Genomic DNA, 26,566 nt, shown 5'->3' on the forward strand with positions numbered 1-26,566 from the left:
CCGGACGGGTCACCGGAGAATCGCTGCGGCAGCCTTGACACATCCCGCGTCGCTGGAGTGCCGGTATGAACCCGGCTAGGTTGTGGGTAACCGTTCAGCTCGACTCGACCCCTGTCGGGAGTGGGCTGGATCTCTAGTGTGGAGACGCCAACTTCGGCACGTGACGTTGACCAGGCGTCCACGTTGACGTATCGTAGAAGACGATAGATCCCCGGTCAGGCCTCTAGTCCCGCAAGGGACAATGCACAAATGACCGGGGCCTTTCACTTTCTAGGGAGCTCATGGTCAAGCGCTGGCTCAGTTACGACGAACAAGTCAAACTGCTTCAAGAACGCGGTTTGACCGTCACTGACGCCGCATCAGCAGCTGAGTTCCTATCTCGCGTGAACTACTACCGGCTCTCGGGATATTTCCGTTACTGGCAAGTTGACCCAATGGCGGGCAACAATCGCTTCCTCGACGGTTCATCCTTTGAAGTGATTCAGCGGCTCTACGAAGCCGAACAAGACCTGGTTGCAGTCTGTGACGAAGTTCTCCACCCGATCGAGGTTCTACTCCGAACTCGGTTCGCCTACTACTACGCACAGCATGTCGGAGCGATCGGAACGTTCGCCCGTGGTGACGGGTTCACGCAATCGCCTGATCCTAATGACGAACGTGTCGAAGAACATGCGCTGTCGAATCTGGATCGCAGCAAGGAGACCTTTGTGTCTCACTACCGTGATGAGATCAAGACGGGCAACGCTTACAGCATCGAAGCCTACGCACGCATGCCCGTCTGGGTAGCGGTTGAGGCATTCTCGTTTGGCAGCCTGTCCAGGCTTATTGAGGCTTCAAGCAAGTCCGGAGTGCTGCACGACATGGCAGCGTCGATGAACGTTTCTCCAACTACACTGCCAAGCCAAGTCCGATCATTCGTCTACCTACGCAACCGTAACGCCCACTGTGCGAAGCTATGGAACCACGCTGTTCTCGACCGCCCAGGACTCCTCTCCAACATCGCCCGACGAGCCAAACGAGACCACCGTCAGTTCAGCGATCATTCGATCTACAAGATCTTCGTAGCGCTTGACCAAGTCGCCACCAAGACCGGTCTCCAGCAGGATTGGCTCGCCAACCGCGTCGAGCCGATCCTTGCCACGAATGCCCTTCTCGCCGCAGGCATCGCAACCCCAGCCCGCTACGGCGAAATGCAGAAGCAGCTGCTCACCGCCGACCACTAGCTCTACACCGCCCGGTCAGTCCTTGCGGTAGTAGTCGCACTCATATCCGTCGGCATCGAGCGGAAGCCCGTCTGCCCAGTCGGGTGGGGTGGTCATGAGAGCGCAGGCGTCGGCGACGGTGAACCCGGAGCCCATGGGTTCGTCGATGACGATTTCGTCGTGGACGTGCATGACGATCCGATGCCCGGCCCCTGCGACGAGCCCCATGGCGTGGACGAGGAGGTCGCGGGCGACTGCTTGGACTATGTTCTCGACGAGTTTCCCGCCATAGGTTTCCAGCCGACCCCATTTGCGCCCGGTCGTGACACCGCTGTAGGTGATGGAGGTGCCGCCCCACCGGTTCTCACCCAGGCACGGCTGCACATACGCCAGCCGTCTGCCCGAGGGCAGGGTGATGAACAAGATGCCCGACTCGACCGAGAAACACAAGTTGCGCAGCCGGACGGTACTGCGGGTGGTGATCGCGTCCAGCGCGGCCTGCTCGACGTCCGCCCACAGTTGCACGATGTTGGGGTTCGCTGCCCGCCAGGCGTCGACGATCGGTTTGAGCTCGTGCTCGGCCAGCCCCATCCGCAGCGCACCCATCGCCTTGAGCGCTCCGACGGAGCCGTTGTAACCGCAGGCCAGCGTGGCGATCTTCCCCTTCTGGCGAAGCTCGGCGTTGACACCGTGTTTTTCGACGGGCACGCCGAACATACGCGACGCGGTCTCGCAATAGAGGTCTTTGCCGTCGCGGAATGCTTGGAGGGTGGATGCTTCTCCGGCGAGCCAGGCGATGACTCGGGCTTCGATCGCGGAGTAGTCGGCCACGATGAATCGGCACCCAGCACTGGGGATGAACGCGGTACGGATCAACTGGGACAGCGTGTCCGGGACAGAGTCGTAGAGAAGTTCGAGCGCGTCGAGGTTGCCTTGTCGGGTGAGGGTCCGGGCTTGGTCGAGGTCGGGCAGGTAGTTGCGCGGCAGGTTCTGCACTTGGACGAGGCGTCCGGCGAACCTACCGGTACGCCCCGCGCCGTAGAACTGGATCAGCCCGCGTGCCCGCCCGTCCGCGCCTGCGACGTTGTGCATCGCATGGTACTTCTTCACCGAAGATTTCGCGAGGTCGCCGCGCAGCTCCAGCACCTCACGCACCACGCCGGTGGCAGTCTCTAGCGCAGCTGCGACTTCTGCCTTCGCCAAGGACGCCAACTCGCAACCGTGGGTGGTGAGCCAGCCCTTCAACTGGATCGGTGAGTTCGGGGTCTCCAACCCGGTCAACTCCCGCGCCCTCGCCAACGTCACCGCACGATGCTGGTCGTCGAGCGCGACGGCAGCATATGCAAGGGTGTGGTCGAGCAGGATGCCCGTGTCATTGATGCGCTGATCTAGCACGTAGGCATCCCACTCGACCTCGGGCATCGGAAACAGGGAGAGCCGGTCGTGGATCGCGAGCTCGACCTCGACATCGCGCCGGTTGTATTCCACAAACGCTTGCCAACCATCTGGGTCGCTGCCGGGCAGGTTGCGGGTGCCGCCACCGTTCAACACGCTGGCCATTGCCGGGGTGCAGAACTGTTTGATCAGCCGCTTACCCGCCGTGTCCTTCTGAACGTCAAGGTCAAGAGCCGTACCGACCGCATCCAAGCTCATCGGCAGGCCGAGGTAGGCCGACCACACCATCGTGCAGCGCCACTGCGCCGGATCAAGAAACTCCTCAGTGAGGAGGTCGGGGTGGTGGCGGCGCAGCCACGCCGAGAGCACGACCCTCTCAAACGCCGCATTATGCGCCCACTTGACCACGCCCGGGTCCACCAATGCTGCGAGCACCTCATCGGGCAGCTGCTGGCCGCTGGCGAGATCGACGACCTCCACCGGGCCGCCGTCAACGGAGTAGCCGAAGATGAGGAGGCGGAAGTCGGGGGGTTCGGCATACGGGTAGACGCCGGTTTTCGCTAGGGGTGCTGGGCTGAAAGTTTCAATATCGATAGAGATCTGGCGCATCAGGGATCCTGGGCAGTCGGGTAGGCGAAGGTGAGGGAGCCAACCGGTGTTTGGTGGCTCCCTCACTGCTGGGGTGTTACTTCGGGTCGAGGTTGTAGGTGGCGTTCATCCTGTCGAGCTCGGTCTTCTCCTTGGCGATCAGCTCATCGATGCGCTGACGTTCGCGGCGTTGGGCCCGCTTGTCCTTAATCCAGTAGTAGCCCCAGACCATCCAGAACGGGATCAGGACGTAGACCCACACGGCGAGGGTGATGGCGTTGAAACAGTCACTCATGATTCAGTCTCCTTAGTTGAGGAAGTCGTCGCTGGCGGCAGGGCTGCCAAAGTCGGACTCGGCGGAGATGCGTCCTGCGCCGAGGGGTTCACCGTCGCGGAGCTTCTGAATGTTGCCCAGCCCGCACGCCACACCCTTGTTCCCGTTCGTGTTGAACGCGTAGAACGACAGGGACACGCGGGCGTAGCAGCCCGAATACACCTCGGAACGGTCGAGGATCGGAGCGACGTTCTCATCCACAACCTGCGGCGGCGTCAGCGAGTTCGCGTTGACGAAGAAGCTGTTTGCGTAGGCCTCGTCGTCACGCTCGGTATCCCCGTCACGCAGCGGCAGCTTCAACGCGGCCTTGTTCGGTCGCTTGCCCCCGAACTTGGCCGTACCGGCATCGATCGCAGCGTCGATAGCGCGCTCGATGGCGGTGATGGTGGCAGTGTCCGTCTTCGGGATGATCAGCGACACCGAGTACTTGGGCTTGCCGCCCTGGATAGAGTTCGGCTCCCACACGTGCGCATAGGAGAGGCGGACTTCGCCGGTGACGACGCGGGTCGGATTCTTGGTTGACATGATGGTTACCTGCTTTCTGTTTTCGTGAATTCGGATTCGGCGCTGTGGATGTCCAACGCGGGTCGTTTATCGCTCTCGGGCACGAGCGTCGGCTTACCCGCCGGCTTGACCACGAGGTCGCCTAGCACCTCGGTGAAGGTCTTCTTGCCCATGAGGTGTTCCATCGCCGTGAGCGTGATGAGCTTGCGGTCGTAGATGTCGGCGTAGCCGGCCGCCTGAGCCGCCTCCGCGACAGCGGTTTCGTTGGTGTATTTGCGGATCGACCTGCCGGCGACGAGCTTGAACCCGTCCCAGTGCTTGCCCTGGTTCACCGCCTGCGAGAGCGCGTATGCCTCCACATCCGCAGCCCACGTTTTGAGCTGGGGAATCCTTGTCAGCACGTCCGCGATCTCCGCATCCGTCAGCTCGGCCGGCGACACAAACTCGTGTTGAGCGAGCGCGAGGTTGGCTTCGGCGCGTGCTCGGCAGGTCGGTGCGATGCGGCAGAACTGGCACCACGAGCCGGGACAGAACTCGCCCCCACCCGCCGCAGCCAGCTCGGCTTTCGGCTCCACCTCCGTCTCGGCCCACGCTTCGAGGTCGGCAACGGAGGTTTCCCAGGTGTCAACGTTGCCCCGCCGAGGCTGATAGATAGTCACCGCCACGGTCTCGATGTCATACAAGTCACCGAAAGCGTGGATGGCCCCGAGGGCGTAGAGCATCAACTGCGGGTTGTGTGCGGCCTCGACCAACACGCCTTGCCCATACTTCAGGTCGATGATCTGCAACTTCGGTTCGGCGATGATTACGCAATCGCCGGTGCCGAACCCTCCCGGCACGACGTGGGAGAAGTCGAGGCGCTGCTCGATGAGCACCTGCGGATCACCACAGGTCTCCCGAGCCAGCGAGACGTGCTCCTGCACGAACGACACGTAGTCGTCGGTCAGATGCTCCATCTCGTCATCGATCCAGGTCGATTCGGGTTTGAAGCCCGGTGCCTGGTGGAGGGCGCGCCGGAGCTTCCACTCGGCGAGGGCGTGTGCGACGGTGCCCTGCTCGGCAGCCGCCGACGACGAGTCCGGCTCACGGGACTCCAATACGGCGCTGGGTGGGCAGTTCAGCCATCGGTGCGCACCCGAGGCGCTGAGCAGCGCGTGCTGGTCAGGCATCGGACAGCTCCTTCGCCTTGGCGAGCAGCCAGCCGTACTTCGCCGGGTCGACCGCCGAGAGCTTGTCTGCGCCGGTGGCGACAATCAGTTCGCGCACCTGCTCGGTCATGCCCTGGCTGGAGAGCTCGGCGAGGACGCCACGCACCTGCGCCAACGACACCGGCTCCGGCTCAGGTGCCGGTTCGGGTTCCTGCTGGTGGGTGGTCTCGTACTCGGCGGCGGCCTCCTCCAGGTCGGGCTGTACCAACTGTGCGGCGGCGATCGGGCGCGCGCCGGGCATCCCGGCGTGATCCTCAAACGATTCCCACGCGGTCTCCTCAATTGCGGCGGCGAGCATGGTGACGCCTTCGGCGATCCGGTTCAGCGCGGCGATGTGCTTGTTCGCGTCGGTGACGTTCATGCCGCATCACCGCCCTTGCGGGTGACTCCGACCGCATCGGCCAGCGCCATCAGGTCGTTGTCGGTGTCGGCTACACGCACCTCGACGGTGGAGGCTTCGGAGCCAGGCAGGAGCACGGCCATGCGGTGCTGGGGTCGGCTGGTGCCGAAGATGGCGCGCAGCATCCGCCTGCTGGGGCGGAGTTCTTTTGTAGCAAGTGCGGCGGCCGGGCTGGGATGCTTGGCGATCTTGATCTTGAGCTTGGTGGACATCCAGGTTTCCTTCCGTTGAAGTGGTGCGCCCCATCACCGGGCTGGTGAAGGGAGTGCCTTGCATCTGTCAGGCGTGGGGCGCACCGAAACCGGACGGCCTACGACTCGGTGAGTGTTTTGCGTAGTTGGGCCAGGCCGCGCGAGACGGCTTTCCGCACGGCATCGGCACTGGTCGGCTGGCCTGCGGCGGTCTTGTCGGCGGAGATCTCGGTGAACCGGTCGCCGTGGAGCACATGCAGCTCGATGTACTCGCGCTGCGTCGCAGTCAGCGGACTCAGCAGTTCGACCACCGCGAGGTTGGCCTCGACCTGCTCGGTGAAGTCCGGATCGTCCGAGGCGAAGTAATCCGCGCCCAGCCCGCCACGCTCGTCGTCATCACCGTGGCCGGGTTGGTCGACGGAGATGTCGGAGCGGCGGCGATTGTCCAGCTCGCGGTACTCGGCGTACACGTCGTCGAGGTAGGCGCGAGCCCACTTCGGACGCGAAGCCGGGTCGCGCAGCTGGGCACGCAGTTCTTCGCTGTCGGGCAGGTCAGGGACGGGTAGGTCGATGGTGTTGCCCCGGGGGGTCAGGTACGGGACAGTGAATTGGTTGTTGAATGCCACGTGAGGGCTTCCCTTCTTGCGAAGGGAGACCCCGTTGAGGGCAACCGACGAGAGACCGTGGTGTTGAGCGGAAACAGTGACGGGCACCAACCCGACCCGGGGGTGAACCCGGATACAGGTGGTGCCCGTCAAGCGCTCAACGGAGGTCTCCCGAATACGGTTGAAAAACGCATGCGGGTGTAGGAGGAAGGCGGCCGGCCGGTGACCGGTACGGCTTTGACCGCCACAGTGGTCGGGCTATCCTGCCGGTTGACGTCTGGCCAGCAGGACAGCCGTGAGGGCTACTTGCCCTTACGCAGCTTGGCCTGAGCCAGCGCCGAGGCTGCGACCGACTTCGTCTTGGCCGAGGTGCGACCGTCGCGCAGCAGTGCGGACGCCTTCTTGGCGACCGGTCGAGACGTCTGCTTCGTGTTACGGGTTCCCATGTCTCTTCTCACCTCCTCGCAACACGTTCGTGTACTTGATGTTCAGAAACGTGCACTTCGAGGTAGAATCGGCATATGTTCGTCCGAAGGACTGCACTCGGTTTCTGAACCTGTTTTCACGGTAGGAAAACGAGTCGCTGACACCCGAGACGAGACAAGACGGCAGAAGACGGAGAGGAGACGAGATGGGCACATCTCCAGACCCCCGCTATGCGCTGGGCGTTTTCTGCCGAACCGTTCAACCCTTCATGTCAGGTGTCGCCCGGACAAAAGCTGGCTTCATGAAGGACTTCTTCGACGCGGTGATGGATAAGGAAACCGTCTTTGTCGAAACGTCCGCGCACGAGAAGAAGCGGAAGCCGGGAAAGACGTCGATCACCGTTGGAGTGTGGGCTGGGATCAACCAGACCGACCTCGTCCGGTTTTTCAACGGGGAGAGGAAGCTACCCGATTGGAAAGCGCGAGACTTCCATAATCATCTGGACACGAGCAAGGTTGAAGAACTCTGTGACCCCATAGGTGTCGACGCGCTCGCCACGTTCCAAGAGCAACTCACGATGGCCAACATCAATGTGCACGATGTGGGGCAAGTGCCCTCGGCCGTGGGGCAATGGCTGAAAGCGATCCTGTGGGCAAACAGCAACGACCGGGATCTGCTCGCCGACGGTGCCGCCCCGCAGACGCAACCAGATTTGTTCACCAACCTGCCGTTAGCCGAAGGCAGGATCAGCGGCGGCAAGCTTCATTTGGGGGCTTCTTCACTGCCTTGGAAGACCACCCCGAAAGTTCCTCAGTCGCCCGATCCTGCGCTCGAATCCGGCTACACCACACAGATGCTCGCCGCTCTCGCCGAACACCTGGGAACCCAGGTCACCGATATCAGCGACCTGCCCGATCGATATCAGAAGGCGTTCACCAGGCAGCGTGGACATTTCTGGGATGCTGAAGGGGTTCGCCGTAACCTTCGGGATCTCATCCCCGCTGGAGAGCAGGAGTTCTCAGCGATGAAGGAAGACCTGTTCGACGGGGTTGTCGAAATCTGCGAGGCGGACTACGACGACGGCTACCTGCGGATGAACGCGACCCTGAGCAAGGCAGCCGACTTCGCGTTGAACGGTTCGGTCATTGTGAAGTTTCCGTCGATGGTGCGGGCAACCCACAAGAAGGGCATGTGCCACATGCTCGTCAACGATGACCAACTGCACTGGGTGGTCTGCCGTGACGACTAGCCTTTTCAACACACCCGCAGAGACAGCGACCCGGCTGACCATGTGCCTTTCGCGGGCGCCGCGTCCATTGAGCCTCGACGAGACCACGGCGCTCGATCTCGCAGCGACCTACATGAAGCAGCTCGGGTTCGGGAACGAGAGCCTTCACGGCGACACCCCGTACGCGGCGGCCGAATATGATGCCCGCCGCAGACGCATCCATGCAGGGCTCGCCCGACTCGTACGTACCGGGATGGCGTCCACCGGCGACAACGGCATCACGTTCGGCTCCACCCTGGCCGGTCAGAGTTTCGCGCAATCCCTTGACGGTGCGTACGCGGATGCATACGGGCAGGCCGTGGTTCAACTCCTGGCACTCGGACTCGACGTTGTCGTCGGGCAGGTTCAGAAGAAGGTGTTGCAGCATGGGTAAGCTTTGGATTCGCCAGGTCAAGGCCACCAGAGATGACGGCACCGCTTCGATCATCGATCTGGCTCCCGGTCTGAACTGCGTTGTCGGCCCGTCCAACACCGGCAAGACCAGAATCGCGAAGACGATCGCCTTCGCGTGTGGCGGTAAGGACCGTCCGTTCACCGATAAGACTGGGTACACGACCGCAGCCGTTACCTTCGTGACAGGCCGTGGTGAGGTGACACTGTCGCGCTCCACGAAGCGAGGATCAAGCATCGAGGTGGCCTCGACTGATCCCAACGTGGAGTCGGGAACGTACTCCCTCAACAACAAGAGCAAGCAGCCAGTCAACAATCTCTTGATCGGCCTGCTGGGTATCAATCCTGGACGTCAGGTCATCACCAACGAGGCGTTCAACAAAGTGCGCTTCACCTGGCACGCGATTGAACACATTCTCCTGGTACCCGAGAGCGAAATCGGCCGTCCTGACCCTTCCATCCTTCTCCCGAGGTCTTCTAGCGCCCAGTCGCTGACCCAAAACCTGTCGGCACTGCTTGTCCTGGCACAAGACGAAAACTTCGATGAGGCAACCTCCCGCGAGAGCGCTTCTGACAGGCGCGCCCGCCGCCGGGCTGTTGAACGCTACATCTACCAGCAGCTCGACATCATCCAGGCACGCAAAATCGAACTGGAACGCGCTGAACAGCAGGCCGCAGCCGAGGGCGCAACCATCGAGGCATACCTGGCGGGGCTACGGGCACAGTTGGAAGACCTGCAAAACCAGCGGGAACACATCCTCGCCCAAGACGGCGAGTTGATCGCCACAATTAGTCACCAGACGCAAGAGCTCGAAGGACTTGAAGTAGCCGTCGAGCAACGCGGCACCCTGATCACGCAATACGATGCGGACCTCGCCCGGCTCGATCTACAGGTCCAGGGCATGAGGCACGATCGAACCCACCCGCATCCCGACACCTGCCAGTTCTGCCACAGCAGGATCGAGACCCCGCCACCAACTGATGAAGACATCGCAGCCTTTGAAGTTGAGATCGCTCGTATCCAGCGCCTCAAGCAGGAGGCTACGGATGACCTCGACCCGCTACGGCAGATCGCAGCCGAGCTTGCCGCTGACCTGAGGCGCAACAAGCAGGCACATGACCAGTTGTTGAATCAGCTCACCGGCAGCCTCGACCCGGCCACGCGTGCAATCCAAACCCAGATTGATCAACTCGCCGCCGCACAGCGAATCAAAGCGGAGTATGAGCAGCTTGCCGAGCTTGAGCGTCGCTTCCAGAAGACGCTGGATGGAGACGACGAAACCAGCGACCCGGATGCTGAAAAGTTCAAACCGCGAGAATACTTCGACGGAGATTTCTACTACTCGATGACCAGATCCGTGCAAGATATCCTGGAGCAGGCACACTTCCCGGGAGCCCAAAGCGCATCCTTCGATCGTCAAGTCTTCGACATTAAAATCGCCGGCTACGCCAAAGCCGAAGAACAAGGCAAGGGGTACTGCGCCTTCTTCAACACCGTCGTTGTTCTCGCGTTCCATGCGTTCATGAACCGCCGCTCGCCCCACGCACCCGGTTTCGTCCTGATCGACACCCCACTGCATGGTTTCGACGAGGGCAAGAACACCCCCAACACCTCAATGCGGGCCGGGCTGTTCGAGTACTTCGCCGAACAAGCCAAAGACCAGCAAATCATCATCCTGGAAAACACCGACCGAACCGAAGGACTCAAATTCACAGACCAGACGTGCGTGATCGAGTTTTCCAAGAGCAAGACACAGGGACGCTACGGCTACCTGAACGATGTGTACGACGTTGCAGAAGAGGAACAGGCATGACGAACCCCCACAGCTTCACGGTGAGCTACAAACCGCTGTGGAAACTGCTCATCGATAGAGAGCTTCAAAAACAAGACCTCCGGAAAATGACTGGGCTCTCAGGGACGACCATCGCCAAACTCGGTCGAGACGAGAACGTCACCACCACCGTCCTGGTGAAGATCTGCGAAGCACTCAACTGCGACATCGCTGACATCTGCGAAGTCGTCCCCACCGACCTGAAGGGAGAGACCAAGTAGATGACCGCTCAACGCCTGCAGCTCACCTGGTACAACAAGGACAAGGCTCTCATCCCCACTGAGACCGGCAAGTACGGCTACACGTGGGTTGACCCATCGGATCCGCGTTACTGTGAAACCCACACCCTCGTGCTAGACGACTACGTGCAAGGTGCGCAGACACCGAAGTCGGACGAGTTCGAATACTCCGAGCGCGCAGACCTGGAGCCCCAGGACGACAACCTGCTCATCCTCGGCGAATCCGGCGACGTCCTCGAAGCGCTTACCCGCGTTCCCGAACTGGCCGAGAAATACGTGGGTCAGGTGAAGCTGATCTACATTGATCCGCCGTTTAACACCGCTCAAACATTCGCCAGTTACGAGGACAACCTAGAGCACTCCATCTGGCTGACGATGATGCGCGACCGGCTGCTCCACATGAAGAAGCTGCTTGCCGATGACGGCTCCATCTGGGTACACCTTGACGACGTGGAGAGCCACAGAATGCGCCTTCTCCTAGACGAAGTATTCGGGCCGCAATGTTTTGTTGCTGATGTCTCGTGGCTTGCGTCAGATAGCTCCAGCAACAATGCGGGATCCTTTTCCAAGGACAAGAATCAAATTTGTGTCTACGGAAAAAGTCCGGGATGGAGGCCTCGCCACCTCCCTGATCCGGAGAAGCAGTCACATTATCGGAATCCAGACAAAGACCCTAGAGGCCCTTGGTATGACGGTCGCGACGTACAGAACCCCAAAGACCGTCCTGCCCTAAAGTATCCAATCGCAAAGCCCTCTGGCGGTTTATTAGAACCGCCAACAAATGGCTGGCGCTGGGATCAAACCACGATGGCCTCCAAAATGGCAACGGGAGAAGTCTATTTCAACGACGATGAGACGGCCTTGAAGAGGAAGACCTACCTGTGGGAGCAAGCAGGTCTTCCGCCGAGCGATTCGTGGCATTCTGTTGGAAAAACTGGAAGTACTCGAGGAGCTAAGAATCACCTCAAGGTTCTATTTCCCGGAATGCCAACCCCCGAGCTTTTCGATACGCCAAAGCCAGAAGAATTGCTGGGCTTCATCATGGCCTCATCTACTCACCCAGGTGACATTGTGCTGGATGTGTTTGCTGGGTCGGGGACGACTGCAGCGGTAGCCCAGAAGATGGGGCGGCGTTGGGTGACGTGTGAGTTGTTGGAGTCGACGTTCACGACGTTCACACGTCCGCGTCTGGAGAAGGTGCTCAACGATCAAGACCCGGGCGGGATCACTCGGACGAAGGGCGAACGAGTCGACGCGACGGAAGACGGGCTGCCTGATGGTGTCTCGCCGGAGGACGCCGCGAAATTCACGAGCGTGCTCAACAAGCTGATCAAGGACGACCCGGAATTAAAGAAGAGCGTCGAGGTGAAGACACTGAAGGCTGCCTCGAAGACCAGGCGCACGAAGGAAGTGCTGAACTGGCGTGGTGGCGGTGGCTTCCAGGTCGCCCATCTGTCGCCTGCGTGTTTCGACTACGACCCTGCCCTGGATCGGGTGATGCTGACAGCGGCTGCGACCGGCGAGACTTTGATCGCGTCGGTGGCTGCCAACCTCGGGTTCACACTGTTGCACCCGGATGATGACTATATTTTTGATGCCCGCCGTGGCAATGCCTTGTTGAAGGTGGTGGAGGGTGTCGCCACGACCGAGATCGTTGACTGGCTTGCTTCCCAAATCCAGCCCGGCGAGACAATCGTGCTGGCCGCCACCACGGTGATGGACGGCGTCCGCCAGCATCTACGCAAACTGGTGAAGGGGTCGCGGGTGGTCGCATTACCCGATGATGTGTTTCGGTACAGCGAAGGTGGTGACCAGTGATGGCGAACAGGCTCAACATCAGTTTTGACTCCGACATGCTGGAGTCGATCAGTGCCGAGTTCGACCTGCGTGCTCCGAACAAGGAAGCACTGCGCCAGCTGGTCTTCACTCTCGACGGTGACTATGACCCGACCGTGATGCAGGTGCTGAATCTCGCCACGGGCGTGGGCAAGACCTATCTGATGGCCGCCTTCGTGGAGTATCTGCGTCGCCAAGGAGTTGGCAACGTCGTCATCGTCACCCCAGGCAAAACGGTGCAGGCCAAAACGGTGCAGAACTTCACGCCCGGCTCGCCCCGTTACATCACCGGCGCGGCGGTGCCGCCCGAGGTGGTGACCCCACAGGACTACTCGGCGTGGGTTGCCCGGCAGAACGGCCCGGCCCGACTCGCGTTCGGCCGTGAAGTGCCAATGCTGGCGTTTATCTTCAACATCCAGCAGCTCATCGCGCCGAAGGACGCTGAGGGTGACACCCACGGGGCCACGCAGGATGCGATGCGCCGTAAGCCCCGCAGGTTCGATGAGAACGCCGGCGTGCTCTTCGACTACCTCAAGGGTCTCGATGATTTGGTTGTGATCGCCGACGAATCCCACCTCTACGGGGCCAGCGCGGTGGCGTTCAACGCCGCGTTGAAGGAACTCGACCCAGTAGCGGCGATCGGTTTGACCGCGTCGGTGGACAAGGCCACCGATCACGTCATTTTCGAGTACCCGCTCTACCGCGCCATCCAGGACAAGTATGTGAAGGCCCCCGTGTTGGCGTTCCGCAAGAGCGGATATGGCACCGATGAAGCCTCCGAAGAGCAGCAGTTGCGTGACGCGCTGCAATTGCGTGCGCTCAAGCAGGCCTACTACGACTCCTATGCCTCCTCACAGGGCCGTGATCATGTGAACGCGGTCGCTTTCGTGGTCTGCTCCGATGTGGAGCACGCCACCCAGGTCGCCGAGCTGCTGCGCACCCCGGAGTACCTCGGCCGAGATGAGGCTGTGCTGCAGGTGGACTCCAAGCACGAGGATGAGTTGACCCAGCGTCGCCTCGACGAATTGGATCGGCCCGAATCGCCGGTGCTGGCAGTGGTCAGTGTCAACAAACTCAAGGAGGGCTGGGATGTCAAAAACATCGCGGTCGTCGTGACATTACGGGCGATGGCCTCCGAAGTGCTTACCCAGCAGACCATGGGGCGCGGGCTGCGGCTGCCGTTCGGCCGGTATACGGGTGTGTGGCAGATCGACCAACTCGACATCATCGCCCACCAATCCTTCACCGAGCTGCTCAACGACGAGAACGTGCTGCAGCAGTTCGGCCTGGACGAAGCCGTCCCCGAACCCGACAAAGCCAAGGTAGAAGAGGCGATCCGCAAAGCCGCCGAAGAGTCCGGCACGGATACAGGTACGCCCACGACCGGCGGTGACCAACCAACGACGACAACCGGTTCTAAATCAAGTGCTGGTTTCAGTAGCGAGGACACAGGTGGTGTGGCTCCGCAGCCGGGCGCCGTTCCCGTCGGCGGCAGTGATTCCCAGGGTGCGGGTTTGCCCGGTGTCGGGGTTCGTACCATCACCGAGCAGGAGGATCAGCCCGCCTGGGAGTTGGTGTCGATCGGACGCAACCCCACTTTCGCAGAAGTGTCGTACCAGTTCCCGGTGACGACGATGACTGTGCAGCAGCCACCCATCGACCTGTCAGAAATCAGTGACGCCGTGATCGAGCAAGCGGCGCGTCGGGTCACCTCTGCTGGGGACGTGCTGCTGCGCAAAGAGATCATCGCCGCCCTAGGCAAGAAACTCCGGGCAGAGGATCGAGAAAGCGCCGAAGTCGACTCCGTCCACGTCGACGACGCCGACGCCGAGGAGGCGCTGGTCAAACTAGTGATCAACATGTCGCTGGTGCCCAAAACCGAACAGACCGCCCGCTACGTCGCCACGTTCCTGGTGCCGAAGTTCATGCGCACCGTGACGTTCACCGGCTGGACCGTCAAATCCCTCGACTCCGCCCGCGCCGAACTCCTAGCGCTGATCAAGAACTACACAACCGAGACACTGCGAGCCACCCGCGAGGTGCCGACCATACACCCCAAGTCGATGCCAGGCACCGGCTACACGCTCCCGTTGGGTGAGAAGGTGCATGACCAGATCGAGAGTCGTGACCAGTTCGTGCGAGGCCGGGTCTACGGCGGCTGGTTCAAGTCGCTATTCGCAGAGGAATCCTTCGACTCATTCACCGGCGAATACCAGCTTGCTCGCCTGCTCAACACGTCGCCGGGGATCGTGTGGTGGCACCGCCTGCATCCGCAAGACCAGGCGTTCGTGTACTACAACGCGAAAGACCGCTACTTCCCCGACTTCGTAGCCTTGGACACCAACGGGGTGCATTGGATCATCGAAGGCAAGGACGAGCGCGGCCGCGATGACGCCAGGGTGCAGGCCAAGCGTAAGGCTGCCGAGGCGTTGGTGCGCCGGTTGGTTGCTGAGGATGCCTACGCCGGTCAGCACTGGGGCTACCTGATCGCCTACGAGCAAGACACCGCCCGTGCCGACTCGTGGGAAGACCTGAAAGCCTTCGCCAGCCCGGTCAGCAACGCCCTGTAGCTGCGAGGTTGTCCGCGCGGAGCAGGGGGCTCCAGCGGTGTGGCAGGTCGAGGGTGACGGCCTCGCCGGTGATGAACACAAATCCAAGCCTGCCGTCGGTGAGCATGCACCCGCCCTCCAGCACGGCAAGGAAGTCCGGGAGGGGGAGGGTGATCTGTGTTGGCGGCGCGGTCAGGAGCTTGTCGATCGCCGTGTGGAGCGTCGATGGGCGTCGCCGCACACCCACCGTCCTCAGGCTGTCCAAGGCCTGGTCGACTGCGGTGCTGTTGCGCCCGGCGAGCACTTGCAACGCTTCGCCCATTTTCACCAGCAGCACTTCCTGGTAGAGGTGGCTGGTGGCGCAGGTGCCGCGCTTGACGTAGTTCGTGGGGCACTCCCACACATCGACGCGGTTCGGGGTACCGGAGTGCCAGGTCTTGTGGCCGAACGTGCGTCCGCAGTCGCCGCAGACGATCTTGCGGGACAGGCGCTTGCCGAAGGACTTGTAGCCGCGTGGGTCGACGCGGGTGCCCAGCCACGGCAACTCCCTCTCGGTGATCATGAGGACTCCTGCTGCGTGGCGTTGAGCGCGGAATGCGTCCATCCACTCGACGGTGTACCCGGCGGCGAGATTTTCAAGGAGGAAGCTGGCCAGCCGGTAGGTCAGGCGAGCTTGAACTGTTGCGAGTTCGGGGTAATGCATGGTGGGGGCTCCTGTCTTTGCGTCACGTACATACACGCTCTGATCAGGGCTAATAGCAAGTCGTAACCGGCACTACCTTTTGGCGATTACCGAACCTTTTGGCGCTTCACGGCAATCCGGACCAGCCGTGGTTCACGGTGCCCGACTACGCCACGCGGCCATAGTAGATACTGGAACCGCACCGTCCGGGTAGGCCACCCGGCACCTCTCACGACCGCGCGTTTCCCCCAAGTCACGCGCTGGTTTCGCCCCATCTGCCTCATCCACGCCCTACATGGCGTTGTATCCAATCCGCTCGCTTGTGCGACCCCGCCTGCGGCAGCGGAAACTTCCTCATCGTCGCCTACCGAGAACTTCGACGCATCGAAACAGACGTAATCGTCGCGATCCGCGAGCGCGAGGAAAACATAAACTGGGCACTCGACATTAGCTGGGAACAGAAGCTATCCATCGGCCAGTTCTACGGCTTCGAGCTCAACTGGTGGCCCGCAAAGATCGCTGAGACTGCAATGTTCCTCGTTGACCACCAGGCCAACCGAGAGCTCGCCGACCGCGTCGGCATGGCCCCCGAACGTCTGCCGATTTCAGTCACCGCACACATTCACCACGGCAACGCACTGCATCTGGAATGGGCTGACCTCATTCCAAAGGTGGCTGGCATGACTTACGTGTTTGGCAACCCACCATTCCGTGGAGACAGCCGCGACAAGGAACAGCAGGCTGATCTCGACCGAGCGTGGGGAGGAAAAACTGACAAGATTTCCCGTTTAGACTTTGTAACCGCATGGCATGCAAAAAGCCTGGATCTCCTATCCCACCGTCACGGCTCATTCGCTTTCGTAACAACCAATTCCATCGTCCAAGGCGATCAGGCGCCTCGCCTGTTCGGGCCGATCTTTGATGCTGGCTGGCGGATTAGGTTTGCACACCGCACATTCGCTTGGGACTCCGAAGCGCCTGGAAAAGCTGCGGTTCACTGTGTCATCGTAGGATTCGACCGAGTGCACCAACCACGAGCACGACTCTGGGACTACCCGAAAATCAATGGGTCCCCAAAGGAAATACCAGTCGAGCGAGCAATCAACGCCTATCTCGTCGATGGTCCAAACGTCCTCGTTGAAAAAGCATCCCAGCCTATCTCTCCCGATGTAGAGAAGACGGCCTACGGATCGAAGCCTACCGATGGCGGTCATCTCATCGTTGAACCCGAGGATTACGAGTCAGTTATGGCTGACCCGATCGCAGCAAAGTATGTCCATCCATATGTTGGTGCGCGTGAACTGTTGCACGGGGAAGAACGCTGGTGCCTATGGCTCGATGGCGCAAACCCAGCCGACATCAGCAGATCGCCCATCCTGAAGCAACGGGTAGAAGCTGTGCGAGAATTCCGTGCGAAATCAAAAGCAGAAAGTACTCGTGATTTCGCCCAATATCCTGCGCTGTTCAGGCAACGCGCGAAAATGGAGGTCGAATACTTGTGCATTCCACGTGTTGTCAGTGGGGCACGGTGGTATTTCACAGCCGACCGACTGAGCCCAGACGTAATCTCCAGTGACTCTGCCTTCCAGGCAGCAGATGCGGACGGTCTTCAATTTGCCCTGATTTCGTCCTCGATGTTTATCACATGGCAAAAGATGATTGGGGGTCGTCACCGGCAGTTACAGATACACCACGCTAACGGACTTGACCGAAACTACGCTAACCCCACTATTGGCTCCGACAAAACAAGTAGAAGGATCGCAAATAAATTTGTTCTTGTCGCTGACTGCGAACCAGAAACCTGGTACCGATGGCGAGCCAGGATAGGCAGCAGCGCGAATATTAACGGTAAGCCTGCGGCTAATCTGAATCCTATTATGCAGATGGAGACTGAGGATGAAATTAGATGTGGATCTAACTAAAAGGGGAATGTGAATGCGATATGGCTTCCCGCGAGTGGAAACGTGTGGCGTGAGTCTTATATTTTTCAGCGCTTTCGCAGTCGCTTGCGGCGGAAGTGCGACTACCGACACCTTCTTCCTCGACGAGGATCGAGGATCGTCACAATCAGCTGACGTCTCCATACGCACTGAATCTCATGATCCTTTACTGATTGACCTGGGTGAAATTCAAAGTGATGGAAGTGTTGAGTTTTCTTACTGGAACGATGCCCCTGAAATAATTAACCTGGGTAGTTACCAGAAAGAGAGGGAACTTGAACTTTCTGTTTCATCTGGTGATGTTAATGAGATTATTTTATCCAGTTTTCAGGTAGAAGAAGATGGGAGGCCACGCTCAGTAGATACAGTCACTTGCAAGTTCGAACCTTCCGATCGCCAAGGTTGCATGCTAACGCGAGAAGGGGATGAGATCCTGGTCACTGTTGAGTTACCATCCCCTTCATATGCCACTCTACAAGTCGTAGTTGAAAATAGAGCTGGGGACCCTCCGCCCCAGCAATCCACCTGGCTCCTATAACGTAGATTTTCAGGAGATTCTTCCGCTGAGTTGTGAAAGCTAATTCCAGCTCATGCTGGGGCCGCGTAATATCGATAGTCATCGTTAGAAAGCATTCGGCGGCCACATTTGCACGAGTCCGCCTCTGCTGGCAGGGCCCGCCCGATCACCGATGATCCCGGTATTGAGCGCCGAACCTTTCGCCCCTGTCTCGACAAGTACGGTACGGGCGAGAAGACGAGCACGTATGGAACATTGACCCACACTCTGTTGAGGCCGCCGCCCCAACTCCAAGCCTGACGACGACAATGCCGGAGGGAAAGTAGACTTGAGGCGAAAATTGCACGCCTGGATGGGAAACCAGGCACTCAAGGCCGAGAAAAGCTGACCACCGAGCATGAAAGCCTCCGTCAACCGGTCCGATATTTCGCCGGGTAGGCGAGTTGCTTCCAGAACGCCTGAGAGCCTATCCAATGAAGCGACTGTACAATCTGGTCGAGGTACCCGGCTCATCGCTCTACACTTAGCGCCACGGTGCTACACCCCAACCAGGCAAGGCTGCGGCCGCTATTGTCTTAATGAATAAGCTCGAAGACTCGTAATTACCCGCGCGGCTGAAGCAGATAACATTCTATGGAATTATCCTCAGCTAACTTTTTCAAGTATCTTGCAGAATTAAAACAGATGGTGCCCCTAGTTAGATCACTATCGACGGAAATAAACCACTCACCGTCAACCCAACAGGAGCTTGCTCCAGATTCTGTAACGAAGATTTCCTCAGTCGTTTCCCCAAGACAACGGCCCATAAAATACCGGAATCCCTGCGGGGACGTACGGATGTGATCTTTTTCGTTAGGTATGGGGCCAGCTTGTCCGGGTGAGTACATGAGGAAGTCTGCGTAGCAGATTCCCGCGTCTGGTAGTCCGAAAATCTGCCGGAGGGACTGCCATGTTCCTATATCGATCATGCCGAAGTAGGGCTCCGAAAACGAAGAGGACAAGTCCTTCTTGATGGATTCGTCCAAAACTCCAATCGCATTCCAGAAGCTAACACCCAATGTGAAGTTATTGCCGAGTTCATGCGCGAGATCCCGCCAACGCAACCTCACATCTCCCACAGGAGAGAAAGGAGGGAAGCATAACTGAGCTACGTAAGTGAAGTTAGCTTTGAGGAAGTTGAGGTATTCGACATCATCCAAGCTGTAAGGAAGCCTGCCAGGCACTAGTGGCTGGATCGGGCTCGAAAAATCCCATATTGGTTCCCATAGAACTTCATCCTGCTTCATCTTACTTCCCTAACTTTTTGTAAAATATCCGTCCATAGAAGACGATCCTTGCTCTTTACAACAGTTTGGAGCCTTTGCAAGGGGTTGCTTTCGGAATCTAGACCTTGACCGACGCAAAAGACATGGTGTGGGACAATTTCCTTCTCCGCCGAGAAGCATCGCCTAAGATCTAACGACCGCTACCGAGTAGATGGACTCAGCAGCTAGGTGCATTGACCCAACTTTGTAGCTGCTGCAGATTTCTTTACGACCTATTCCCTTGGAGATCCCACTAGCCTAACAAGCTGGGAGCGTAACCCAATCAACTTTCACTCTAGCCGTAATTAGGGTCACCGCCCGAGGAGCGGACACCCGAGGAGAATGCGTCACAGGCCCGTCAGTGGCGGATGTCTACCACCATGAGAACGAGGAAGAAGTAGACCCTGGAGGGTGCTGTTGCAAAGTTCGGGCGACAGGAAGACCTGCGTGAAATAATCAGAGCCATGGGCATCTTCTCCGGTCGTCATTTCCCCCGTGAAATCATCCTGTGGGCTGTGCGGTGGTACTGCCGCTACGGGGTGAGCTACCGCGATCTCGAAGAGATGATGACTGAACGTGGCGTGCCGGTCGATCACACCACCATCTACCGCTGGGTCCAGAAATACGGCCCTGAGCTGGATAAGCAGACTCGCTGGTGCCGGCAGGTTCCTGACTGGCAGGCCCGGTCCTGGCGGGTGGATGAGACCTATATTCGGGTCGGCGGCACGTGGTGCTATCTCTACCGGGCTATTACCGCCGGTGGCCAGACCCTGGATTTTTATCTCTCTCCGAAGCGGAACGTGGCCGCAGCGAAGCGTTTCCTGGCCAAGACGCTGCGATCGAATACGACAGCCGGGTCCCCGCGGGTCATCAACACCGACAAGGCACCAGCTCTGGCCAAGGCAATATCCGAGCTGAAGGCGGAGGGAATCTGCCCTCAGACGGTGGAGCACCGGCAGGTGAAATACCTGAACAACGTTATCGAGGGAGATCATGGCCGACTTAAAAGAATCCTGGGGCCGAAGGGAGCGTTCAAAAACCGAATTTCCGCCTACCGGACGTTGAAAGGGATGGAGGCGATGCATTCATTACGGAAAGGCACTTCACAGGGCACGATGTTTGCCTACGGGCACCCGAACCCAGACGCGGTGATCGTCAGCCGGATATTCGAGACAGCTTAAGCACCCCGGAGCAAGGACAACTAATGTCTTGAGGTTGGGCTTTTCGACCCTGGCCCAACTTTGCAACAGCACCCGCCCGAAGAAGTCAGTCAGGATGGGATCGGTATCAAAGGCGTGCGATACGGCGTGCTTTCCGAGCCACTTCAAAGAGCAATATCCGTTAACCCCACGCCTGACATTGAAAAGCTGCTCCGGAAAGCCACCGAACCAATCACGAATGATTTCAACCCGAATATCAACGGAGATACCCCGGAAAGCCGCCTCTTCTACGACGTAGTGTATTGGATTGTCCAGCATGTCGAACCCCAGCACGATCCCCGAACGTATGACAGGGGAGGTCGAAACGGCCAGGAGATAACATTCGTGGAGCTGATAGGTGAGTCTTTCAAAGTTCCCGGCCAAAAGTATGGTCTAGGCCATACACTCGCCTCCATCATCATGTGGTGGAATCGTCGAGTCGAAGAAGGCGTCCTGAAGGAAACCGAGAACGGCTTCATCCTGGACGAAAACTACATCGACCAGGTTTTCGCCCGCCTCCGCGAAAACTAAGGCGGCGCATCTTCGCAATCGCACCGGTGGCGAACTGCGACTATCTCTCTAGATTCGTCTAGATAGGTGCATCCAAGGGCAGAATCATGTGAATATGGTAGGCAGCCTGGGTGTCTATGTCCGGGAAAGGTATTTATACAGGGTGGTCCGCCCGATCCCGAGCCGGCGGGCCACCTCAGCCTTGGGCACACCGTCAGCCACCCACTTCCGGGCCTGGGCGACCTGGGCGTCGGTGAGCACCTTGGCCCGGCCCTTGTACACCCCGCGCGCCTTGGCGCGGGCGATCCCCTCGGCCTGGCGCTCCTTGATAATGGAGCGCTCAAACTCGGCCACGCTGCCCATAAGCCCCAACATGAATTTGGCGATCGGGTCAGCCTTCGCCGAATAGGTCTGCCCCTCACGCAGAAACGTCACCGAGACACCGCGACTCACGAGATCGTCAACAATCGTGTGGAGATCCACCAGTGAGCGGGCGAGACGATCCATGATCGTGACAATGAGCCGATCGCCTTTCCTCAGATACCGCAGCACCTCCTCCAACTGGGGGCGATAACGCGTCGACCCGCTGATCTTCTCCTTATATATCTGCGACGCCCCCGTCGCGCGGAGTTGGACAGCAAGCACTGGAGAAGAAGATCCTTACCCCGGTTTTAAATTAGTTTCCAAAACCTATACGGATACCCAACTTTCCCGTTAGTCTCAGAAGGGAATCATCCAGGTTCATCCTCCCTCCCCCCCAGGAGCGTCCCATGAAACGAGCTCTCCGCCCAGTGTGCGCCACCGCGTTTGCACTCACACTGACACTAGGATCCCTCCCCTTCGCCCATGCCCAGACCTCACCTGAGGCAACTTCTGCCGTAACCCCTGACAGGGAGCTATCCCCCCTCGAGGCAGAAGAAGAATTTCCCGGGGACTACGCAGAGGACGGCCCCTTCGCCCCGTGGGGTTTTCCCACCCCTCCGGGGGCGGAAAGCTACGAAGTCAACCAGGTCTCCGACGAGGAGCTCAACCCGCAGGGCCTCGACGAATGGCACCCGACAGAAGACCCTAAGCGCGACATCATTCCCGGACAGATGCGCTCCGACGAGGAAGAAATCCCCGAAGGCATCGACAAGGCTGAAGCCGACCAGGCCGAGGTGAAAGAAGCCCGTCTGGCGGAGACCGCCACCCGAAACCTGAGTGCACGCGCAGGCTGCAAGGTCTACTGGCCGACACCGTTCGAGGTCTGCGGGGCAATCAAAGAAGTCTACGACAAGGTGGGCGGGCCCACAAGCTTCTTAAGCCTGCCGAAATCGAATGAGCTGACCAACCCCGACGGGGTGGGCAAACGCACCGAATTCGTCAACGGATTCATCTACTGGCACCCCTCCACCGGGGCACACACCGTAAGCATCCCCGTCTCCAAAGTGTGGCAACGCCACGGCTGGGAACGAGGATTCCTCGGCTACCCCATCACCAGCGACATCCCGCAGGGAAATGGCTGGTACGGACAGGACTTCCAGGGCGGTCACGTCTACACCCACAACGCTCTTCCCGTCAGCCAGGCCAGCATCCAGGGTGCCATCTACGACAAATGGCAATCCATGGGCGCACAAAACAGCGACCTCGGATTCCCCATCAGCGACGAGCTGCCAACCCCAGACGGGATCGGACGCTACAACTTCTTCGAACACGGCGCCATCTACTGGACCCCGCAACATGGAGCGCATGCAGTGACAGGCACGATCATGGTGGATTGGGCAAAATCTGGCTACGAAAAGGGGGCATATGGTTTCCCAATCAGTGATGCTGTAACCGCCCCCGATGGGGTCGGGATAAGTCAGCGGTTTGAGCGGGGCACGCTGGACGGATATATATCTGTAATCCAGGAGATCGTCAATGAAATGCCTGGGCCAGTGGGGGCAGTTAATGCCCGGCAGGTGTACGAGGATGGGGTGGCCTTTGCTAAGTCCATTCAGCGCGAGGATTTAAGAGCTGTCTTCATCGAAGCGCTGCAAGAACTTTTGCGATATAACGCACAATATGCCCTCGAGACAGTTGCCCCTAGTAATCCAGACAGGATCTCGATGCGAGCAGGGCTTCCCGAGGGGGGAGATTCAGACCCGATAGATCCACGTAATCGTGGAGACATTTTTTACTCCGACGCGGTCACCGCTCGCGTCAATCATGGGCATAACGGAATCTTCGTGGGCAACCCTGGAGATACCACCAAGAACGACACGGTTGAGGCCTCTGGGGTAATAGAATTCGGCTCTTCGTCTGGCGAAGATGACCCTAAGGCCGGAGTAAAAAGACGCCGAAATTGGTCCAATGACGACGCCAGGCGAGAGCACGCACCTCGTTTAAGGAATGTTCGCAAACAGTCCGTCGTTACCAGCCAAGCTTCCCGCGATGCAGCGGCAAGTTGGGCACTTAGCAAAACAGGCCCCGGTTACGACACGCCCGGTGCTGGCTACAGATACAACTTTGCTTTTAACAAGGATTTGGATGCAGACGCTTTCAATTGCTCATCTCTAGTTTGGGCTTCGTACATGGCCGCTACAAGTGGGATAGTCAACTTGGATGCTAACGGAGGGCCAGGTGTGTATCCGTCTGACGTAAGGGATGATGACCAAGTAGTCTCTTACTAGGACTTCGAATGTGGATGAACTAATGCGGAGTAGATCGCGCGGCACCGTAATGGTGGCCCTAGCACTGTCCCTCATTATCGCCCCCCTCCTTATATTTCGTATCCTCCCGGATCGAAGCAAGGGTGCCGAGCTGGGATGGGCCACGTCAGGTAATTACATCGTTTCTTACGGGCCAGTGAAGGAGCCATATCCATCCACAACGGATAATACTTACTACCTCTATTCTCCATCCGGTGAAGAGATCGGACGCGAAAAAGGGCCGGGGAGCTGGTCCCCCATAGCCCTTCCCACACGGGGAGGAAGCTATCTGTATTTCGCCGACAAAATACGCCAATCAGGGGGAAACGGGAGTGAGATTTCCGTGCCCTATCGAAGTCCTATTGTAAATTTTGATGGGTCCCCTAATGGAAGTTTCTCCATCGCTATCCTCAATACGTCTCAATCTGCCGCATTTTCCCACTCAGTGATGTTACTGAAAGATGACGGGGAGATTATTGAGCGGGACTTCCCCTCAATCCCGCACTCCCTAGCGGTAGGGGACTCAGAAGCCCTAATTGTCGGGAATCCGCGGGAAGGTGAAGGAAATGCCAACGAAAACGAATTGTATCTGCTTGACACTGATGGCAATCTCACCAAGATCCCGTTTCCGCCCGGGTACGACGTAGAAACCGATTTCAAATATCCTTACGCCAATTATTTAGGTGATGGAAAGTTCGAGGTTCTGCAGGGGCATTCAGAGGGACGGAAGACCCATCTAACTTCGTTCGAGGTGTCGGTAGATAGCGCGAAGAAGCAGCTCGACGTCCACAATATTCACCCCCTCACCATGACGCTTAGCGAAGACTTCGCTATTACCCGCACACTGCCAAACGGGGAGAATGGAGTCATAGACAAATCTGGGAATGTTTATATCAATAGACGCGATTTAAGCGAACCGGAGCAAGTAGGGCATATTGAAGGGTTTTCTGCGGATAACTTCATCAGAATGAAGACTCCGGGTAGAGAGCCGAAATTTGGTTTACGGCGGGCGGGGAAAATCGAAGTCCGGAAATGGAATGATCCAGACGCGGTTCTTTTTAGCGTGGATGTGGAACGGTCCGCTTGCGGTAGCCCTGACTGTGATGTCGCGTCCATTTCGGAAACCTATGGGAAGTAGTTGAAACAACCCCCCGAAAAAAGCTGCCCTCAGCTAAAACTCGGAACTGTTTTCGAAGTACTTATACAAGGTGGTCCGCCCGATACCGAGCCGGCGGGCCACCTCAGCCTTGGGCACACCATCAGCTACCCACCCCCGGGCCTGGGCGACCTGGGTATCGGTGAGAACCTTGGCCCGGCCCTTGTACACCCCGCGCGCCTTGGCGCGGGCGATCCCCTCGGCCTGGCGCTCCTTGATGATGGAACGCTCGAACTCGGCGACACTGCCCATGAGCCCCAGCATGAGTTTGGCGATCGGGTCCGCCTTCGCCGAATAAGTCTGCCCCTCGCGCAGAAACCTCACCGAAACCCCGCGGCCCACCAGGTCCTCGACAATCGTGTGCAGATCCACCAGTGAGCGCGCAAGGCGATCCATGCTCGTGACAATGAGCTGATCCCCCTTTCGCAGATACCGCAGCACCTCCTCCAGCTGGGGGCGGTGCCGGGTGGAGCCGCTGATCTTCTCCTTATATATCTGCGACGCCCCCGCCGCACGGAGTTGGTCGAGTTGGCGATCCAGGTTCTGCTCCAGGGAACTCACCCGGGCGTAACCGACTTTCTGCCCCACAACAACGTCCTGATGTTCGTCAAGCTCTAGAGGCAGTGACGGTTCTGTTCCGTTAGACATGATCCAACCCTACCGAACAGGGAGAAGTTGTAATTCAAAGCTGTCCATTTAGGGTATGCCCTATCAGAACACACATTGACAGTATGGCAATCGATATTCCATTGCGATCAACTCACTCTGAAGGGCGGGAACCTGTGGACTTTCTCCTCACTTCGGACTGGAGAAAATTGCGTACCTTAATGACGGCCGCATGCTCTGCCGTCAGCAATAGGTTAATTGCAGCCCTAAGATCCTTGGAGTAAGCATCTTCCATCGGCTCGGGATAGTCCCACTGGCCACTTAAGCTTGCTTCCATTTCCGCTGATCTGGCTTCACTTCGCCGAGCCTCACGAATACGGCTCTTAAATTCAACAACTACTGGCTCCTTGTTGTACATATCGAAAATTAAAAGATCCGGTCGATCTCCACCAGGCTGAAGCCTCCCTACTTCACCGTCCGCCCGGTATGCCTCAAGGAACTTTTCCATCTGGCCAAGTGCTGGAGTGCGCCTGCCAAGCTCGATGAGGCGCAAATACTCGGCAGATAATCCGAGCTCTGCTGCAGTTTCAGCGCGTGTGCGGCCTGCATGTTGCCGTATCTTGGCCAACAACTCGCCAAATATACGGTTGTCCTTATCTTGACCGGGGCCAACAAATAAATCGACAAACTCTGGCCTAGGGTCCTCACTTTGTGGCCTTTCCTGACTAGTTTTATCCACTTCATCCATGCGGAAAATACTACACCAACAACTCAGTTGTTGCGAATTGTTGACAGAGGTATTGCAGGAAGATAGTCTGCAACTAATCACAACAAATGACAACAACTGGAGTGTTGGAATGGGAAAAGAAATGCAAGCCGCAATCACAATGTTGAATCAAGTTGGCGCTCTCACGGCCCCTGATGCGGCAGATTCGGACGTGAAGAAAATTGCCAAATTGGCAATACGTTATGTCGCAATAGCTGCGTGCGGCCTAG

At 58.6% G+C, this 26,566-nt stretch carries 25 protein-coding genes; 12 read left to right on the plus strand and 13 right to left on the minus strand.

The window, feature by feature from the left end; genetic code table 11:
• The first annotated feature begins 281 nt into the window (after positions 1 to 281).
• Positions 282 to 1,223 (plus strand): Abi family protein, encoded by a 942-nt coding sequence (locus B843_RS03605; RefSeq protein WP_025252160.1) that lies wholly within the window; start codon positions 282 to 284, stop codon positions 1,221 to 1,223.
• Between the two features lie 15 nt (positions 1,224 to 1,238).
• On the opposite strand, the gene B843_RS03610 is transcribed toward B843_RS03605, so the two are convergent.
• The 8 genes from B843_RS03610 to B843_RS13915 form a co-directional block, all read right to left on the minus strand.
• On the minus strand, positions 1,239 to 3,206 hold the full coding sequence (locus B843_RS03610; RefSeq protein WP_025252161.1) for a DNA polymerase: 1,968 nt from the start codon (positions 3,204 to 3,206) through the stop codon (positions 1,239 to 1,241).
• 76 nt (positions 3,207 to 3,282) lie between these two features.
• Complete coding sequence (locus tag B843_RS03615) at positions 3,283 to 3,480, minus strand: hypothetical protein (protein ID WP_025252162.1); 198 nt, start codon at positions 3,478 to 3,480, stop codon at positions 3,283 to 3,285.
• Positions 3,481 to 3,492: 12 nt separating this feature from the next.
• Complete coding sequence (locus B843_RS03620; RefSeq protein ID WP_025252163.1) at positions 3,493 to 4,044, minus strand: DUF2815 family protein; 552 nt, start codon at positions 4,042 to 4,044, stop codon at positions 3,493 to 3,495.
• A 5-nt stretch (positions 4,045 to 4,049) separates the two neighbouring features.
• Positions 4,050 to 5,192 (minus strand): DUF2800 domain-containing protein, encoded by a 1,143-nt coding sequence (locus B843_RS03625; RefSeq protein ID WP_025252164.1) that lies wholly within the window; start codon positions 5,190 to 5,192, stop codon positions 4,050 to 4,052.
• Positions 5,185 to 5,592, minus strand: a complete 408-nt coding sequence (locus B843_RS03630) for a hypothetical protein (protein WP_025252165.1) — start codon at positions 5,590 to 5,592, stop codon at positions 5,185 to 5,187. Before B843_RS03630 ends, B843_RS03625 begins: the two co-directional genes overlap by 8 nt.
• Positions 5,589 to 5,843: a hypothetical protein gene (locus B843_RS03635; RefSeq protein WP_025252166.1), complete on the minus strand. Its 255-nt coding sequence runs from the start codon at positions 5,841 to 5,843 to the stop codon at positions 5,589 to 5,591. Before B843_RS03635 ends, B843_RS03630 begins: the two co-directional genes overlap by 4 nt.
• A gap of 98 nt (positions 5,844 to 5,941) precedes the next feature.
• Positions 5,942 to 6,448 (minus strand): hypothetical protein, encoded by a 507-nt coding sequence (locus B843_RS03640; RefSeq protein WP_025252167.1) that lies wholly within the window; start codon positions 6,446 to 6,448, stop codon positions 5,942 to 5,944.
• 281 nt (positions 6,449 to 6,729) lie between these two features.
• Positions 6,730 to 6,873, minus strand: coding sequence for a hypothetical protein (locus B843_RS13915; protein ID WP_169729832.1), 144 nt, complete (start codon positions 6,871 to 6,873; stop codon positions 6,730 to 6,732).
• 185 nt (positions 6,874 to 7,058) lie between these two features.
• Between B843_RS13915 and B843_RS03645 the strand changes: the two genes are divergently transcribed.
• Genes B843_RS03645 through B843_RS03670 form a run of 6 tightly spaced genes read left to right on the plus strand, consistent with a single transcriptional unit; the run spans position 7,059 to position 15,008 of the window.
• Positions 7,059 to 8,102, plus strand: coding sequence for an ABC-three component system protein (locus B843_RS03645; protein ID WP_025252168.1), 1,044 nt, complete (start codon positions 7,059 to 7,061; stop codon positions 8,100 to 8,102).
• A complete protein-coding gene (locus tag B843_RS03650) occupies positions 8,092 to 8,514 on the plus strand; it encodes an ABC-three component system middle component 2 (protein ID WP_025252169.1) in 423 nt (140 codons plus the stop codon). The genes B843_RS03645 and B843_RS03650 overlap by 11 nt, the downstream gene beginning before the upstream one ends.
• Complete coding sequence (locus B843_RS03655) at positions 8,507 to 10,345, plus strand: ATP-binding protein (protein ID WP_025252170.1); 1,839 nt, start codon at positions 8,507 to 8,509, stop codon at positions 10,343 to 10,345. Before B843_RS03650 ends, B843_RS03655 begins: the two co-directional genes overlap by 8 nt.
• The gene (locus B843_RS03660; RefSeq protein WP_025252171.1) at positions 10,342 to 10,584 is read left to right on the plus strand and encodes a helix-turn-helix domain-containing protein; all 243 of its coding nucleotides are present in this window, start codon (positions 10,342 to 10,344) and stop codon (positions 10,582 to 10,584) included. Before B843_RS03655 ends, B843_RS03660 begins: the two co-directional genes overlap by 4 nt.
• Entirely contained in the window at positions 10,585 to 12,420 is a 1,836-nt protein-coding gene (locus B843_RS03665; protein ID WP_025252172.1) for a site-specific DNA-methyltransferase, read from the plus strand.
• Positions 12,420 to 15,008: a DEAD/DEAH box helicase gene (locus tag B843_RS03670; protein WP_025252173.1), complete on the plus strand. Its 2,589-nt coding sequence runs from the start codon at positions 12,420 to 12,422 to the stop codon at positions 15,006 to 15,008. Before B843_RS03665 ends, B843_RS03670 begins: the two co-directional genes overlap by 1 nt.
• Here B843_RS03670 and B843_RS03675 read toward each other — a convergent pair.
• Complete coding sequence (locus B843_RS03675; RefSeq protein ID WP_025252174.1) at positions 14,992 to 15,690, minus strand: zinc ribbon domain-containing protein; 699 nt, start codon at positions 15,688 to 15,690, stop codon at positions 14,992 to 14,994. The genes B843_RS03670 and B843_RS03675 overlap by 17 nt on opposite strands.
• A 284-nt stretch (positions 15,691 to 15,974) precedes the next feature.
• On the opposite strand from B843_RS03675, the gene B843_RS13745 reads away from it, so the two are divergent.
• Positions 15,975 to 17,591 carry a DNA methyltransferase gene (locus B843_RS13745; protein WP_318532835.1) on the plus strand — a complete coding sequence of 539 codons (1,617 nt, stop codon included), beginning with the start codon at positions 15,975 to 15,977 and terminating at the stop codon, positions 17,589 to 17,591.
• Between the two features lie 1,137 nt (positions 17,592 to 18,728).
• Here B843_RS13745 and B843_RS13750 read toward each other — a convergent pair.
• Complete coding sequence (locus B843_RS13750; RefSeq protein WP_155895090.1) at positions 18,729 to 19,412, minus strand: hypothetical protein; 684 nt, start codon at positions 19,410 to 19,412, stop codon at positions 18,729 to 18,731.
• A gap of 482 nt (positions 19,413 to 19,894) precedes the next feature.
• On the opposite strand from B843_RS13750, the gene B843_RS03680 reads away from it, so the two are divergent.
• Entirely contained in the window at positions 19,895 to 20,611 is a 717-nt protein-coding gene (locus B843_RS03680; protein WP_025252175.1) for an IS6 family transposase, read from the plus strand.
• A 126-nt stretch (positions 20,612 to 20,737) separates the two neighbouring features.
• Positions 20,738 to 21,160 carry a hypothetical protein gene (locus B843_RS13920; protein ID WP_169729824.1) on the plus strand — a complete coding sequence of 141 codons (423 nt, stop codon included), beginning with the start codon at positions 20,738 to 20,740 and terminating at the stop codon, positions 21,158 to 21,160.
• A 114-nt stretch (positions 21,161 to 21,274) separates the two neighbouring features.
• On the opposite strand, the gene B843_RS03690 is transcribed toward B843_RS13920, so the two are convergent.
• Positions 21,275 to 21,784 carry a recombinase family protein gene (locus tag B843_RS03690; protein WP_025252177.1) on the minus strand — a complete coding sequence of 170 codons (510 nt, stop codon included), beginning with the start codon at positions 21,782 to 21,784 and terminating at the stop codon, positions 21,275 to 21,277.
• A 125-nt stretch (positions 21,785 to 21,909) separates the two neighbouring features.
• On the opposite strand from B843_RS03690, the gene B843_RS13190 reads away from it, so the two are divergent.
• Positions 21,910 to 23,790: a hypothetical protein gene (locus B843_RS13190; protein WP_081751482.1), complete on the plus strand. Its 1,881-nt coding sequence runs from the start codon at positions 21,910 to 21,912 to the stop codon at positions 23,788 to 23,790.
• A 10-nt stretch (positions 23,791 to 23,800) separates the two neighbouring features.
• Positions 23,801 to 24,946, plus strand: coding sequence for a hypothetical protein (locus B843_RS13760; protein ID WP_155895093.1), 1,146 nt, complete (start codon positions 23,801 to 23,803; stop codon positions 24,944 to 24,946).
• 33 nt (positions 24,947 to 24,979) lie between these two features.
• Here the strand turns inward: B843_RS13760 and B843_RS13195 are convergent, their stop codons facing one another.
• Both B843_RS13195 and B843_RS13430 read right to left on the minus strand, forming a co-directional pair.
• On the minus strand, positions 24,980 to 25,612 hold the full coding sequence (locus B843_RS13195) for a recombinase family protein (RefSeq protein ID WP_025252180.1): 633 nt from the start codon (positions 25,610 to 25,612) through the stop codon (positions 24,980 to 24,982).
• A 112-nt stretch (positions 25,613 to 25,724) separates the two neighbouring features.
• Positions 25,725 to 26,318 carry a helix-turn-helix domain-containing protein gene (locus tag B843_RS13430; protein ID WP_081751483.1) on the minus strand — a complete coding sequence of 198 codons (594 nt, stop codon included), beginning with the start codon at positions 26,316 to 26,318 and terminating at the stop codon, positions 25,725 to 25,727.
• Positions 26,319 to 26,566 lie beyond the last annotated feature (248 nt).

The sequence above is a fragment of the Corynebacterium vitaeruminis DSM 20294 genome (assembly GCF_000550805.1).
In the GTDB taxonomy this organism is placed as follows: Bacteria; Actinomycetota; Actinomycetes; order Mycobacteriales; family Mycobacteriaceae; genus Corynebacterium; species Corynebacterium vitaeruminis.